The 14,726-nt window shown below is 62.9% G+C and carries 11 protein-coding genes; 8 read left to right on the top strand and 3 right to left on the bottom strand.

What is annotated here, in order from left to right:
- Positions 1–242: 242 nt before the first annotated feature.
- The 3 genes from NKI35_RS08100 to NKI35_RS08090 all read right to left on the bottom strand — a co-directional run bounded on the left by NKI35_RS08100 (position 243) and on the right by NKI35_RS08090 (position 5,533).
- Complete coding sequence (locus tag NKI35_RS08100) at positions 243–3,374, bottom strand: efflux RND transporter permease subunit (protein ID WP_023747109.1); 3,132 nt, start codon at positions 3,372–3,374, stop codon at positions 243–245.
- Positions 3,371–4,534 carry an efflux RND transporter periplasmic adaptor subunit gene (locus tag NKI35_RS08095; protein ID WP_352739421.1) on the bottom strand — a complete coding sequence of 388 codons (1,164 nt, stop codon included), beginning with the start codon at positions 4,532–4,534 and terminating at the stop codon, positions 3,371–3,373. The genes NKI35_RS08100 and NKI35_RS08095 overlap by 4 nt, the downstream gene beginning before the upstream one ends.
- Before the next feature lie 171 nt (positions 4,535–4,705).
- Entirely contained in the window at positions 4,706–5,533 is an 828-nt protein-coding gene (locus NKI35_RS08090; RefSeq protein WP_023686446.1) for a MurR/RpiR family transcriptional regulator, read from the bottom strand.
- A 147-nt stretch (positions 5,534–5,680) separates the two neighbouring features.
- Between NKI35_RS08090 and NKI35_RS08085 the strand changes: the two genes are divergently transcribed.
- The 8 genes from NKI35_RS08085 (at position 5,681) to NKI35_RS08050 (ending at position 14,698) form a co-directional block, all read left to right on the top strand.
- On the top strand, positions 5,681–6,499 hold the full coding sequence (locus NKI35_RS08085) for an N-formylglutamate amidohydrolase (RefSeq protein ID WP_023747110.1): 819 nt from the start codon (positions 5,681–5,683) through the stop codon (positions 6,497–6,499).
- 17 nt (positions 6,500–6,516) lie between these two features.
- A complete protein-coding gene (locus NKI35_RS08080) occupies positions 6,517–8,061 on the top strand; it encodes an amino acid permease (protein WP_023691842.1) in 1,545 nt (514 codons plus the stop codon).
- Between the two features lie 78 nt (positions 8,062–8,139).
- A complete protein-coding gene (locus tag NKI35_RS08075) occupies positions 8,140–9,696 on the top strand; it encodes an amino acid permease (RefSeq protein WP_023691841.1) in 1,557 nt (518 codons plus the stop codon).
- Positions 9,697–9,775: 79 nt separating this feature from the next.
- A complete protein-coding gene (locus NKI35_RS08070; RefSeq protein ID WP_352739419.1) occupies positions 9,776–11,146 on the top strand; it encodes a glutamine synthetase family protein in 1,371 nt (456 codons plus the stop codon).
- A 90-nt stretch (positions 11,147–11,236) separates the two neighbouring features.
- A complete protein-coding gene (locus tag NKI35_RS08065; protein WP_352739418.1) occupies positions 11,237–11,692 on the top strand; it encodes a DUF7662 domain-containing protein in 456 nt (151 codons plus the stop codon).
- Complete coding sequence (locus NKI35_RS08060; protein ID WP_352739416.1) at positions 11,689–12,108, top strand: type II toxin-antitoxin system VapC family toxin; 420 nt, start codon at positions 11,689–11,691, stop codon at positions 12,106–12,108. The genes NKI35_RS08065 and NKI35_RS08060 overlap by 4 nt, the downstream gene beginning before the upstream one ends.
- 13 nt (positions 12,109–12,121) lie before the next feature.
- A complete protein-coding gene (locus tag NKI35_RS08055) occupies positions 12,122–13,507 on the top strand; it encodes an aldehyde dehydrogenase family protein (RefSeq protein WP_352739414.1) in 1,386 nt (461 codons plus the stop codon).
- A gap of 18 nt (positions 13,508–13,525) precedes the next feature.
- On the top strand, positions 13,526–14,698 hold the full coding sequence (locus NKI35_RS08050) for an iron-containing alcohol dehydrogenase (RefSeq protein WP_352739412.1): 1,173 nt from the start codon (positions 13,526–13,528) through the stop codon (positions 14,696–14,698).
- Positions 14,699–14,726: the final 28 nt, after the last annotated feature.

Below are 14,726 nucleotides of genomic sequence, written 5' to 3'. Positions count from 1 at the left end.
GGGTCCTCGCCGGCGTGGGTCGTCCCCAACTCTTTTTTTTTTTTTTTTTTTTGGGTTTTATTTCCCCCCCCCCCTTTGTGGGTGGTTTTTCAAACAATTATTTTTTTTTGTTTTGGGGGGGGGGGGGGGTCTTGGCTCCTACCTCTGTTATTCGCGGGAGCGCCGCACCGACGTTAGTTGGCGCTGCACCCCACCCCGGACCTGCGGTCCGACCCTCCCCACAAGGGGGAGGGTAAGCGGAGCTATTCCGCCGGCTCGACATTGGCGTACGCCGCTTCCTCAAGCTCCCGCTTCAGCCTCGCTTCCTCATGCGCCTTCGGCGTGACGAAGCGGCCGAGCAGGAGGTAGGCGACCGGGGTCAGGAACAGCGTCGAGACGGTGGCGAGACCCAGCCCGCCGACGATGACCCAGCCGAGCGCGATGCGCGCTTCGGCACCGGCGCCGGCGGCCAGCACCAGCGGGACCCCGCCGAGGATGGTGCAGATCATCGTCATCATCACCGGCCGCAGGCGGATGATCGAGGCCTGCTCGATCGCCTGGCGCACGCCGAGGCCGCGGTCGCGCAGTTGGTTGGCGAATTCGACGATGAGGATGCCGTTCTTGGCCATGACGCCGACCAGAAGCACGAGGCCAATCTGGCTGTAGGCATTGAGGCTGGTGCCTGACAAAAGCAGCGCAAAGATTGCGCAGGCAAGGCCGAGGGGGACCGTCGCCATGATGATGACGGCGCTGACGAAGCTTTCGAACTGGGCGGCGAGCACCAGGAGGATGATGACCAGCGCGAAGCCGAAAATGGTGATCATGGCGCTGTTGGTCTCGCCGAGCGTCGCGGCTTCGGCCAGCGGCAGGACGCGGCTGCCCGGCGGCAGCAGCGGGGCGGCGATCTGCTCGGCAACGCCGAGCGCGTCACCCAGTGCGAAATTGCCGTTCAGGTTCGAGGTGATCGCCACCGAAGGCTGCTGCTGTTCGCGGGTCAGCGACGGCGGCACGGCGCGCTCGGTCAGCGTGGCGATGGTCGACATCGGCACGAAGCGGCCGTCGGCGGTCTTCAGGAAGATGTTTTCCAGATCGGTCGGATCATTGATCGGGTTGGTGGTCGAGACCAGCTTCACGCCATAGCTGCGGTCGGTGATGTAGACATCGACGACATCGTTGCCGTCGAGCATCGCCTGCAAGGTGTTGGCGAGACCCGATATGTCGATGCCGAGATCGGAGGCGCGCTCGCGGTCGATGGCCACCGCCAGCTGCGGCTGCGTCGGGTCGATGGAAAGCCGCGGCGTCTGGAAGCGCGGATCGGCCTGCATCCGGGCGATGATCTTCACCGCCGCGTCGCCGAGCGCCTTGCGGTCGTTGCCGACCAGCGCGAATTGCAGGCCGTTGCCGGCGCCGCGAATGCCGAGGCTATTGGCCTGCACCGGGAAGATGCGCACGGATGGCACCTGCCGGGTCAGCTGGCTTATCTGCGCCATGATCTCCTGCTGGCTGCGCGTGCGCTCGTCCCACGGCGCCAGCGTCATCACCATGAAGCCGGAATTGTAGGCGCCGTTCTGGCCGGCGTTTTCGAAGGTCGAGACGATCTCGCCGGAATCGCGCAGCGGCTGGATCAGCCGCTCGATCTTCTGCATCTGCTGCGTGGTGTAATCGAGGCTGACGCCTTGCGGCGCGTTGATGCGCAACAGCACGACGGCGCGGTCCTCGCTCGGCGTCAGTTCCTGGCGGATGGTGCCGAACAGGCTGAAGGCGACGCCCGCAAACAGCACCGCAACCAGCAGCACGATCCACGGCGCGCCGAGGCAGGCATGCAGGGCGCGCTTGTAGGCCGCGTTCAGCGCGCCACCGACGCGCGCGCCAATGCCGTGACCGCCTTCATGGGGGAGCGATGCGCCGGTCAACATGCGCGAGGCCAGCATCGGGCACAGCGTCAGCGCCACCACGCAGGAGAGCAGCACCGACATGGCGAGGACGAAGCCGAATTCGCGAAACAGGCCGCCGGTCTGTCCCGGCAGGAAGGAGATCGGCACGAAAACGGCAACGAGCGTCAGCGTCGTGGCGATGACTGCGAAGAACACTTCTTGGGCGCCGAGCACGGCGGCGGCACGAGGCCCCATGCCTTCGTTGCGCCGTCGCACGATGTTTTCCAGGACGACGATGGCGTCGTCGACGACAAGGCCGGTTGCCAGCACCAGCGCCAGAAGCGTCAGGATGTTGATGGAGAAGCCGGCGAGATAGATGGCGGCGATGGTGCCAATCATGGCGACCGGCATTGACAGACCAGGGATCAGCGTCGCGCGCCAGTCGAGCAGGAAGATGTAGATGACGATCAGCACCATGGAGATCGACAGGCCGAGCGCGATCTCGACCTCGTGCACGGCGCCGTTGACGAAGACTGCGTCGTCGCTGGTGATCTTGATCGACATGCCCTTGGGCAGGTTTTCCTGCAGCTTGGCGACGGCTGCTTTCACTCCGGTGGAAATATCCAGCGTGTTCGATTCCGCCTGACGGATGATGCCAAGGCCAATGCCGGTCTTGCCGTCGGAGCGCAACGAGGTCTGGCCGATGTCGGGACCGAGCGTGACGGTGGCGACGTCGCGGATGCGCGTCGTGCCGCCGATGATGATGTTTTCGAATTCTTCCGGCGTCGTCACATCGGCCGTGGTGCGGACGATGAGATCCTGGTTGGTGGTGGTGATCGAACCGGCTGGTGAATCGAAAGCGACCGAGGCAAGCGCTGCCCTCAGATCGGCGACAGTGAAGCCGAGGCTGGCGAGCTTGTTCTGGTCGACATCGATGCGGAAGATCTTGTCGCGGTCGCCATAGACCTGAACGTCGGCGACGCCAGGCACGGCAGCCAGTTCGTCCTCGATCTGGTCCTGGACGATCACCGTCATGTCCTGCACCGACATGGTGTCGGAGGTGACGGCCAGTCGCATCACGGCATCGGAATTGGCATCGGCCTTGACGATGCGCGGCGGATCGGAGGTCTCCGGTATCATGTTGGCGACACGGCCGACCGCGTCGCGCACGTCGGAAGCGGCGACGTTCAAATCGACGCCGTCGTTGAACTCGATGGTGACGCGGCTCTGGCCGAAGGACGAGGTCGACGAGATCGACTTGACGCCGGATACGCGCGCGACCGCACCCTCGATGGTGTCGGTCAGTTCACGGTCGACGGTTTCGGCGGCGGCACCCTCGAAAGCCGTCGACACGGTGACCACGGCGCGGTCGACATCGGGCAGTTCGCGGATTTCGACGCCGTAGAAAGCGGCAAGGCCGGCCACTGCGATCAGCGTGTTCAGCACGAAGGCCATGACCGGCCTGCGGATGAAGAGAGCGGTGAAGCCGGTTTCGCTGGCGGTGCTGACAGGCGCGGTCATGAGCCTTCGGCCGCGTCCGCGGCGCGCTGATCCTGGCCGGCGATGCGGACCGCGCCGCCTTCGCTGACGCTCTGGGTGCCTTCGGTCACCACCATGTCGCCATCCTCGATCTCGGCGTCGATCAGCACCGTCTCGGTGTTGCGCTGGATGATGCGCACGGGAACGCGCCTGGCCTTGCCGTCCTCGACCTGCCAGACATAGGCGCCGTCGGAACCCCACAGGATCGCCAGGGGGCTGATGGCCGGGTAGGTGTCGCCGGGGAAGCGCATGGTGATGCCGAACGACATGCCGGCGCGCAGCGAATCCGCCGGATTGGCGATTGCAGCCTTGACCAGCAGAGTGCGGCTCTTTTCGTCGATGTGGTTGTCGATGGCCGACACGGTGCCGGTATAGGCCTTGCTCGGATTGGCGATCGGCGTCGCCGACAGTTGCGCGCCGACCTTGACGGCGGCGGCAAAGCGCTCGGGCACCAGGAAATCGACCAGGATGGAGGAGCGGTCGTCAAGCGTGGCGATCGCCGACTGGCTGGTGACGTAATTGCCGGCCGATATCGGCAGGATGCCGACCGTGCCGGCGATAGGGGCGACGATCGAACGACGCTGCAAGGCGAGTTCGGCATCCTGCAGCGCCAGTTTGGCGCCGGCCAGCACCACTTGGGCATCGGCGACGGCGACCGGGGTCGCGGCGTTGGAGGCCCTCAATGATTTCACCCGCTCGAGCTTGTCCTGGGCATCCTGCAAGGCGAGCTTGGCACGATCCTGCGAGATCACCTCGGTCTCGGAATCGAGAACAGCGATGATCTGCCCCTTGTCGACGCGGGTGCCGGACTGAACGAGGAATTCAACCAGCCGGCCGGAGCTGTACGGGTTGACCGTCACCGAGGCGTTGGCGCGGCCGGTGCCGATCGCCTGCAGGCGATCGTTGATGGTGGCGGTGGCCGCAGGCAAGGCGACGACATTTGCCGGGCGGCCGGCAGCGTTGCGACCGCCTGCCTGTTTTGTCGTGTCGACCGCACCGGTTGTGGCGGGCGCCGAAGCATAGGTCCAGTCGATGCCCCAGCGTGCCAGAACCTCCGGCGCGCCCGGGAAGAATCGCGCCCAGGCGAGGACAGCCGCGACCAGGATCACAAGCGCAAAAACGATCTGTTTCCAGGCGACCATCGACACTCCGGTTGGCAAAACGTCTACCGGTTTCACCAAGCAAAAAAACGCGCAGCGACGCACCCGGTATGTGCGAAGCCGCCGCAATATCATGGCTTTATGGCAATTCTGCCGCTTCCATGCACATTAAATCTGCGTAATTTTGCGCACCTGCGGCCGGGATTGAGCGTGTCAGCGCAGGCTTTCCAGGTCGCGGATGCGCTTGGCGCTGTCGGCCTCGAGCTGCCTGGTGACAGCGCCGATCAGCGTCTCGGCGACAACGAACAGAGCGGCGGAAGAGTCCCACGCCGAAGGCACGGCGGTGCGTCCTGCAATGACATGGCGGGCGAAGCGGGCGATCGGTGATAGCCACTGGTCGGTGAACAGCACGATCTGCACGCCGCGCTGATGCGCGGTCTCGGCAAAGCGTACCAGACTGTCCTGGTAGCGCCTGATGTCGAAGATCACCAGCACGTCGCGCTTGCCCATGTCGATCAGCCGGTCGCGCCAGATGCTCTCCTGACCGGCGAGGTGATAAACGTCGGGCTGGATGATGGCGAGGTGGGCGGCCATGTAGCGCGCCAACGGATCGGTGAAGCGGCCGCCGATCAGGAATGTCTTGCCGCGCCGTTCGGCGAGCCTTTCGGCGATGTCGGCAAGCTGCCTGTCGGACAGATGCCTGAAGGTCTCGCGCATATTGTCCAGCGTCGCCTCCAGCATTGGCGACACGGCACTGCTGCCCGGTGAGGCCGGATTGAGCGTGCGCGATGCCGGCGACTGCAATTGCGCCGCCAGTTCGTCCTGCAGCGCCGACTGGAATTCGGGATAGTTCTGGAACCCCAGCCTGGAGACAAAGCGCAGGATGGTCGGCGACGATACGCCGGCGGCGGTCGAGAACTCGGCGACCGTCTTCAGCCCGATCAGCGGATAATTGGCAATCAGCGTTTGCGCGGCGCGGCGCTCGCCGGCCGGCATCGTGCCGATGCGGTCCGAAATCAGTTCGGCAATGCTGGAAATCATCGTTTTCCCCACCCCTGAGCCCCTCCAGACCGCTTCCCCGAAATCGCGTTTGACAAAGCCGGACAAACTGTATGAAATCATCCACAGGGACGCAATGACGCAAAATACGTAACATAAGATACAGCGCTCCCCAGGGGACGGCAGACTATGGAGAGAGCACGGCCCGCCAGCCTTGCATCGTCTGATACCGTAGGGGTGACGAACCCCGGCGGGTCCAGCCCTTTCGTGCTGACCTGCGACCACGCTTCCAACTTCCTGCCATCCGAATTCGGCACGCTTGGCCTGCCGGCCGAAGATCTCTCCCGCCACATCGCCTGGGACCCCGGCGCGCTGCCGGTGGCCCGCCGCATCGCGACCGCCCTCGATGCGACGCTCATCGAAACCCGCATCTCGCGCCTGATCATCGACTGCAACCGTCCGCTCGACGCACCGGACCTGGTGCCGCCGGTCAGCGAGACGACGGCCATTCCGGGCAATGCCGGCCTGTCGGACAGTGAGCGCGCCGAGCGCATCGCTTTGTCGTGGCGGCCGTTCCACGACACGATCGCATCGATCATCGACGACCGGCAGGCGCGTGGGCAGGAGACCCGGCTGGTGTCGGTGCATTCCTTCACCCCGGTCTACAAGGGCAAGAACCGGCCCTGGCATATCGGCATCATCCATGATGACGACCGCCGGCTGGCGTCGCCGCTGATAGCGGCGCTGCAGCGGCTCTCCGGCGTCACTGTCGGCATCAACGAGCCCTATTCGCCGGCCGACCGCGTCTATTTCACTTTGGAGCGCCATGCACGCTCGCGCGGCCTTGCCTGCGCAATGATCGAAATCCGCAACGACGAGATCTCCGGCGAGACCGGGCAGCGGAAATGGGCGGATCTGCTCACGGGCATTTTTTCTGACCTGGAACCCGAGGAGGCCAAGGGTTCCCGGCGACACGCAATGGGAAAGTCAGTTCAATCGGCCAGCTAGAAAAACAGGGGACGAAAATGGCAGGACCGGACAAATCAGACGCTGAAAGATCGGAGGATGTAAAAACCCTCCATAGCATGGGCTATGCCCAGGAGTTGGCTCGCCGCATGAGCGGCTTCTCGAATTTCGCAATTTCCTTTTCGATCATTTGTATTCTGGCGGGCGGCATCACGTCCTTCCCGCTGGCCATGGCGACCGGCAGCGGCTTCGAGGCGACTGTCGGCTGGGTCATCGGCGGCGTCTTTGCACTTGTCGTTGCCGCGTCCCTTGGCCAGATCGGCTCGGCCTACCCAACGGCCGGCGGTCTCTACCACTGGTCGTCAATTCTCGGCGGGCGCGGCTGGGGCTGGGCCACGGCCTGGATCAACTTGCTCGGCCTGGTCTTCGTCGTCGCCTCGGTCAATGTCGGCGTCTACGCGCTGTTCAAGGACCTTGTCTGGTCCGGCGTGTTCGGCAACGACGTCTCCGCGTGGGGCTATCAGGAGCAGGTGATCGGCGTTGTGATCATCACGGTCGCACAGGCGCTGATCAACCATTTCGGTATCAGGCTCACCACCATGCTGACGGATTTCTCGGGCTACCTCATTCTGGTCGTCGCCGTCGTGTTGACCGCGATGTTCCTGATCTGGGGCGCAAGCTGGGATTTCTCGCGGCTCACCACCTTCGTCAACAACACCGGTGATCCAGGCGCAGGCTACGTTCCGACCGCACGGACGGCACTCGTCGCCTTCCTGATCGGCCTGCTCTACCCACTCTACACCATCACCGGCTTCGACGCTTCGGCCCACACGTCCGAAGAGACCCACAATGCCCGCGTGGCGGTGCCGCGCGGCATGATCCATTCGGTCCTGTGGTCGCTGGTGTTCGGCTTCGTCATGGCCGTTTCGTTCGTACTGGCCAGCCCCGATCTGGCAGCGACGGCCAAGGATGGCGCCAATGCCTGGTTCAATCTCTTCAACAACCTGCCGGCACCATTCCTGCTGAAGAGCATCATTGCCATCGCAATCGTGCTGGCGAACTTCATCTGCGCTCTCGCCGGACTGACGTCGACCTCGCGCATGATCTTTGCCTTCGCGCGTGACGGCGGCCTGCCCGGTTCGTCGGTGTGGAAAACCGTCAGCCCGACATGGCGCACGCCGGTGGCGGCAATCTGGCTCGGAGCGGTGCTCGCGGTCGCAGCGACATTGTACTCACCGGCTTTTGCCGCACTGGCGGCCGGCTGTGCATTGTTCCTCTACGTGTCCTACGCCATGCCCGTGGCCGCCGGCCTGCTTGCCGAGGGCAAGAGCTGGACCGAATTCGGCCCGTTCCGCCTCGGCATCTGGTCCAAGCCGTTCGCCGTCATCACGGTGCTTGGCGTTCTGGTGCTGATGTATGCCGGCATCCAGCCGCCCTTCGACATCCTGATCAACTATGCCATCGGCCTGATCGTTCTGCTCGTGGTGCTGTGGTTCGGCATCGAATCGCGCCGCTTCAAGGGCCCGCCGATCGGCGCCGACATTGCTCGCCGCGCTTCGGAGATCGCGGCCGCGGAAGCAGCCGTCGGCCAGACGGCAGGCTAACAGCAAAGACTAGATGCTCCGGCCGGCGCAAGCCGACCGGGGCAGGGCCGGCCAGCTAAGAATGCAAAGGGGACTACAATGGCAGCACCGGGTTATTCAGACACAGACAAGGCGGAAGACGTAAAGCACCTCCATTCCATGGGCTACGCCCAGGAACTTGAGCGGCGGCTAAGCCGCTTCTCCAACTTCGCCGTTTCCTTCTCCATCATCTGCATCCTGTCGGGCGGCATCAATTCGCTGGCGCAGGCAACGTCGGGCGCCGGCGGTATCGGTATCGGCATCGGCTGGCTGGTCGGCTGCTTCGTTTCGCTCACCTTCGCGGTCGCCATGTCGCAGATCAGCTCGGCCTATCCGACGGCCGGCGGCCTCTATCACTGGGGTTCGATCCTCGGCAATCGCGGCACCGGCTGGGTGACGGCCTGGCTCAACCTGCTCGGCCTGATCACCGTGCTCGGCGCCATCAATGTCGGCACCTGGACCTTCTTCATCGGCGCCTTCGGGCCGACGCTCGGCATCGAGGGTACGCTGACCAATCAGATGATCTTCCTGGTCATCATCACTGGCGCCCAGGCGCTGATCAACCATCTCGGCATCAAGCTGACTGCGAAGTTGACCGACTTTTCGGGCTACCTGATCTTCTTCGGCTCGATCCTGATTGCTGTCGTCTGCCTGTTCTCCGCCGAGACCTGGGATTTCAGCCGGCTCTTCACCTTCCACAACTACTCGGGTGAGGCCGGCGCCAGCGTCTGGCCGTCCGTCTCGAACGCCTGGGTGTTCGCTCTCGGCCTTCTGCTGCCGATCTACACCATCACCGGCTACGATGCTTCGGCACACACTTCCGAGGAAACCATCAAGGCGGCCTCATCGGTGCCGCGTGCGATGGTGATGTCGGTTATCTGGTCGGCGGTCTTCGGCTATTTGTTCCTGGCCGCCTTCGTGCTGATGATCCCCAACATGGACGACGCCGCCAAGCAGGGTTGGAACGTGTTCTTCTGGGCCTTCGACCAGCGCGTCAGTCCCGGCCTCAAGGAGTTCGTCTACCTCGTCGTGTTCATCGCCCAGCTGTTGTGCGGCCTCGCAACCGTCACCTCGGCTTCGCGCATGATCTTTGCCTTCTCGCGTGACGGCGGCCTGCCGGGCTCGTCGGCACTGGCCAAGGTCAGCCCGACCTATCGCACGCCAGTGGCGGCCATCTGGACGGCGTCGGTCCTGTCGGTGCTGTTCGTTTGGGGTTCGACGCTGGTTTCGGTCGCCGGCACTTCGGCCTACACCATCGTCGTCTCGTGCACCGTCATCTTCCTGTTCCTGTCCTTCACCGTGCCGATCGTGCTCGGCATGGTGGCCTGGGGCACGCCGAAGTGGGACAAGATGGGACCGTGGAACCTGGGCCGTGGCATCTTCATGCTGTTCGGGGTCCTTTCCATAGTGTCGATGATCCTGATCTTCATCATCGGCATCCAGCCGCCGAACGACTGGGCGCTGTACATCACCGTCGGCTTCTTCATCCTGACGGCGATTGTCTGGTTCGCCTTCGAGCGCAATCGCTTCCAGGGCCCGCCGCTGGGCGACATCATCGCGGCGCGTCAGGCAGCGATCAAGGCTGCCGAACAAGCTGTCGGCGAAACCGGCCACTGACGTCACCATCATGGCCATGGCCGGCGTGCAGCCGGCTATGGTTTCGTCCTCAACGACCAAGCACTGGAGTGCCAAAGGAATGGCCGGAAATTTCTCGTTCGATCAGTTGAAGAAAGCGGTCTCCAGTGGCGAGATCGACACGGTGCTGGCCTGCATCGTCGACATGCAGGGCCGGCTCGCGGGAAAGCGTTTCCTGGCGCAGTACTTCGTCGATTCCGCCCATGACGAGACGCATGGCTGCAACTATCTCCTGGCTGCCGACATCGATATGGAGCCGGTGCCGGGCTACAAGGCGGCAAGCTGGTCGAAGGGCTATGGCGACTTCGTCATGAAGCCGGACCTTGCCACGCTGCGGCGCATTCCGTGGCTGGAAAAGACGGCGCTGGTGATCTGCGACGTGCTCGACCACCACACCCATGACGACCTGCCGCATTCGCCGCGCGCCATCCTGAAGAAGCAGGTCAAGCGGCTGTCCGAGCGCGGCTATATCGGCTACTTCGCCTCCGAGCTCGAATTCTATCTGTTCAACGAGACCTACGATTCCGCCCGCAAGAAGCACTGGCAGGGGCTCGACACCGCGTCGCCTTATATCGGCGACTACCAGATCGGCATCACCACCAAGGAAGAAGGCGTCATGCGCCGGCTTCGCAACGAGATGGAAGCGGCGGGCATCCCGATCGAAAACTCCAAGGGCGAATGGGGCCCGGGGCAGGAAGAGATCAATGTGCGCTATGCCGAGGCGCTCGACATGGCGGACCGCCACGTCATCCTGAAGAACGGCGCCAAGGAGATTGCCGAGTCCGAAGGCAAGTCGATTTCCTTCATGTCGAAATACAATTACGGGCTCGCCGGCAATTCCAGCCACATCCACAATTCGCTGTGGAGCGCCGACGGCAAGACGCCATTGTTCTTCGACAAGAAGGCGGACTGGACTTTGTCCACGCTCGGCCAGCAATGGGCGGCTGGGCAGCTCAAATACGCCAGGGAGTTTACCTGGTTCCTGGCGCCCTACATCAACTCCTACAAGCGCTTCCAGGCCGGCACCTTCGCGCCGACCAAGATCATGTGGAGCGAGGACAACCGCACCGCCGGCTTCCGCCTGTGCGGTGAGGGCACCAAGGGCATCCGCATGGAATGCCGCATCGGCGGCGCCGACCTGAACCCCTATCTCGCTTTCGCCGCGCTGATCGCCGCCGGCCTTGCCGGCATCGACGAGAAGCTCGGACTGCAGAAGCCGTTCGTCGGCGATGCCTACCAGGCCTCGCGCCTGCCAGAGATCCCGAAGACGCTGCGCGACGCCACCGAGACGCTGGCCAAATCGAAGATGCTGAAGCAGGCGCTCGGCGACGATGTGCTCGAACATTATGTCCACACCGCAAAGTGGGAGCAGTTCGAATACGACCGCCGCATTACGGATTGGGAACTGCACAGGGGGTTCGAGCGGTATTAAAACTTTATACAGCTTTAATGTTGACAATGTAGTGAAGTTAGTACCATATGGTACCTGTAAACTGCAGTGCGCTACATTGAGGAGTTTGCAATGTCCAAATATGCGCCGCTCAAGGACTTTCTCATTGCCCAAAATGTCGATCGCGTTCCGATGTCCTTCGCCGAAATCGAGAGAGTGCTCAATCTTCCGCTGCCCGCATCGAAGCAATACCCTGCATGGTGGAGCAACAATCCGAGCAACAATCCCATGACAAGGGAGTGGCTTGAGGCTGGGTTCGAGACCGAATCCGTCAATATAGGGAGTGGGAAATTGGTATTTCGCCGCGTTCGCAAAGTGCCCATTTCGGCGCCGCCCAGTGGTAGCGTGCCTACCGCGCCAAAGGAGGCGCGCGCGGATCGCCACCCCGGTTTTGGTTTCATGAAGGGCCTGATAACAATCGAAGCCGGATTTGATATCACCAAACCTTTCGATGACGAGCCATGGGACCGGGGCTATCTGGGCGGTGAGGCTGACGCGCGTGACGGCAAACTTGCGGTGCGTAAATGAGCGAAGGGCCAAACCTGCTTCTGGATACATGTGCGGTGATCTTTGTCGCCAACGATAGTCTGATCGATCCGCACGCAAGCCGGGAGATTTCGGAAGCGGCCTATGACGGCCGTCTGTATCTTTCGCCGATGTCGGCATGGGAGATCGGAATTGGCGTAGCCAAGGGCCGGCTCAATCTGCCATTGGCGCCACTCGACTTCGTGGAGCGATTCATCGAGCGAATGTCGGCAAAGCTCAGCGCTATCTCACCAGCCATTCTGATTGCGTCATCCAACCTGCCCGGTCCGCCTCATGGTGATCCCATGGATCGGATACTGATGGCAAGTGCGAGAGCGTTGGACATGGTTCTGGTGACGCGTGACGAGCCCATCCTTCGCTATGGCCGCAATGGCCATCTGCGCACCCTAGCCTGCTAACTTGGAGTATCCTTTGGAAACCGTAAAACTCAAATCGCCCATCGATGGTTCGATTTACGCCGAGCGGCCGATCGCGACCGACCAGGCGATCAATGCCGCGGTCGAGCGCGCCAAGGCGGCGCAGGAGAAGTGGGCGCTGACGCCGATCGTCGAGCGCGGCAAATTTATGCTGGCGATGCTCGAAACGCTGGTCGCGATGACCGACGAGATCGTGCCGGAGATCGCCTGGCAGATGGGGCGACCGGTGCGCTATGGCGGCGAGTTCGGCGGCGTCAGGGAACGCACCAATTACATGGTCGAGATCGCTGAAGCCGCGCTGAAATCCGTGCCGGCATCCAACCCGAAGGACGGCTTCCGACGCTATGTGAAGAAGGATCCGCTCGGCGTCGTCATGGTGATCGCGCCGTGGAACTATCCCTATCTGACCGCCGTCAACACCATCGTGCCGGCACTGATGGCCGGCAATACCGTTATCCTCAAACATGCGGCGCAGACGCTGCTGGTCGGCGAACGGTTCCAGCAGGCGTTCGACAAGGTTGGGCTGCCCAAGGGCGTGTTCCAGAATGTCGTGCTGAACCATGCCCAGACTGAGAAGCTGCTCGGCTCGGGCAAGATCGACCATGTCAATTTCACCGGTTCGGTCGGCGGCGGCCGCGCCATCGAGAAGGCGGCGGCCGGCACCTTCATGACGCTCGGCCTCGAACTCGGCGGCAAGGATCCGGCCTATGTGCTGCCCGACGCCAAGCTCGACCATGCGGTGGCCAATCTGGTCGACGGCGCCTTCTACAATTCCGGCCAGTGCTGCTGCGGCATCGAGCGCGTCTATGTGCATGAGAAGGTCTACGACCAGTTCGTCGAAGGTTTCACCGCCGAGACGAAGAATTATGTCGTCGGCAATCCGCTGGAACAGGCGACGACAATGGGGCCGATGGCGCAGGCGCGCTTTGCCGACCTGATCCGCGAGCAGAAGGCCGAGGCGCTGCGCAAGGGTGCAATCGCACACATCAATATGAAGGTGGCTAACGACAAGGCCGGCTCGCCCTATCTGGCGCCGGAAGTGCTGACCGGCGTCGACCACCAGATGAGCGTCATGCGCGAGGAAAGTTTTGGCCCGATCGTCGGCATCATGAAGGTGCGCAACGACGAGGAGGCGATCGCGCTGATGAACGACAGCCCCTACGGGCTGACCGCTTCGATCTGGACCGACGATATCGAGCATGCGGTGGCGATCGGCGACCGCGTCGAGACCGGCACCGTGTTCATGAACCGCTGCGACTACCTCGATCCGGCGCTGGTCTGGACCGGCGTCAAGGACACCGGCAAAGGCGTCGCCCTTTCGGCGCTCGGCTACGACAATCTGACCCGGCCGAAATCCTTCCATCTGCGCGAAGCCATCTGATTTTTTGAAAGACAAGACATGTCCAAGCTGATCTCCAAATGGAACTACCCGACCACCGTCCGCTTCGGCGCCGGGCGCATCAAGGAACTGCCTGAGGTGCTCGCTGCCACCGGCATTAAGCGGCCGCTATTCGTCACCGATCCGGGGTTGGCGAAACTGCCGGTCGTCGCTTCGACGCTGAAAATCCTCGACAACGCCAAGGTATCCTATGGCGTGTTCTCCGAGGTGAAGCCGAACCCGGTCGATTCCAACCTCACCGCCGGGATCGCCGTGTTCAAGAAGGGCAAGCATGACGGCGTCATCGCTTTCGGCGGCGGTTCAGCGCTCGATCTCGGCAAGCTGATCGCGTTCCAGGCTGGCCAGACGCGGCCGATCTGGGACTTTGAGGATGTCGGCGACTGGTGGACGCGCGCCAATTCGGATGCCATCGCGCCGATCATAGCCGTGCCGACCACTGCCGGCACAGGCTCGGAAGTCGGGCGTGCCGGCGTCATCACCAATGAGGCGACGCACACTAAGAAGGTGATCTTCCATCCGAAGCTTTTGCCGGCAATCGTCATTGCCGATCCGGAACTGTCGGTCGGCATGCCCGGCTTCATCACCGCCGGCACCGGCATGGATGCGCTGGCGCACTGCCTCGAAGCCTATTGCGCGCCGGGCTATCACCCGATGGCCGACGGCATTGCGGTGGAAGGTGTGCGCCTGGTGTTCGAGAACCTGCCCAAGGCCTACGCCAACGGCAAGGACCTTGTCGCGCGCGCCCACATGATGAGTGCGGCCGCCATGGGTGCTGCCGCCTTCCAGAAGGGTCTTGGCGCCATCCACTCGCTGTCGCATCCGATCGGCGCGCTCTACGACACCCATCACGGCATGACGAATGCGGTGTTCATGCCCTATGTCTTGGCCTTCAATCGCGACTCCATCGAGGAGCGGATTGCCCGGCTCGCTGCCTATTGCGGCATCAAGGGTGGCTTCGACGGCTTTGCCAAAGCGATCATCAAGCTGCGCAAGGAATTGAAGGTGCCGCATGCGCTGCCCGATCTGATCAAGGGGCTCGACATGGACAAGAAGCGCAAAGGGCTGATCGCCGACATGGCGGTGGTCGATCCGACCGCCGGCGGCAACCCGGTCAGGCTGACCAAAAAGGCGGCGCTGACGCTGCTCGAGAACACTATCGCCGGCACTGTCTGAGGCGGTTTCTGCGCCGGACGTGATCTAA

This window comes from Mesorhizobium sp. M0676 (assembly GCF_040320535.1).
Lineage (GTDB): Bacteria > Pseudomonadota > Alphaproteobacteria > Rhizobiales > Rhizobiaceae > Mesorhizobium.
Note: the sequence above shows the minus strand (reverse complement) of the source record. Positions and strands in the feature narration are given on the sequence as shown.

Excerpts from the sequence above, each read along its gene's own strand:
- NKI35_RS08100 (WP_023747109.1), bottom strand. The coding sequence starts at position 3,374 with ATGACCGCGCCTGTCAGCACCGCCAGCGAAACCGGCTTCACCGCTCTC.
- NKI35_RS08095 (WP_352739421.1), bottom strand. The coding sequence starts at position 4,534 with ATGGTCGCCTGGAAACAGATCGTTTTTGCGCTTGTGATCCTGGTCGCG.
- NKI35_RS08090 (WP_023686446.1), bottom strand. The coding sequence starts at position 5,533 with ATGATTTCCAGCATTGCCGAACTGATTTCGGACCGCATCGGCACGATG.
- NKI35_RS08085 (WP_023747110.1), top strand. The coding sequence starts at position 5,681 with ATGGAGAGAGCACGGCCCGCCAGCCTTGCATCGTCTGATACCGTAGGG.
- NKI35_RS08080 (WP_023691842.1), top strand. The coding sequence starts at position 6,517 with ATGGCAGGACCGGACAAATCAGACGCTGAAAGATCGGAGGATGTAAAA.
- NKI35_RS08075 (WP_023691841.1), top strand. The coding sequence starts at position 8,140 with ATGGCAGCACCGGGTTATTCAGACACAGACAAGGCGGAAGACGTAAAG.
- NKI35_RS08070 (WP_352739419.1), top strand. The coding sequence starts at position 9,776 with ATGGCCGGAAATTTCTCGTTCGATCAGTTGAAGAAAGCGGTCTCCAGT.
- NKI35_RS08065 (WP_352739418.1), top strand. The coding sequence starts at position 11,237 with ATGTCCAAATATGCGCCGCTCAAGGACTTTCTCATTGCCCAAAATGTC.
- NKI35_RS08060 (WP_352739416.1), top strand. The coding sequence starts at position 11,689 with ATGAGCGAAGGGCCAAACCTGCTTCTGGATACATGTGCGGTGATCTTT.
- NKI35_RS08050 (WP_352739412.1), top strand. The coding sequence starts at position 13,526 with ATGTCCAAGCTGATCTCCAAATGGAACTACCCGACCACCGTCCGCTTC.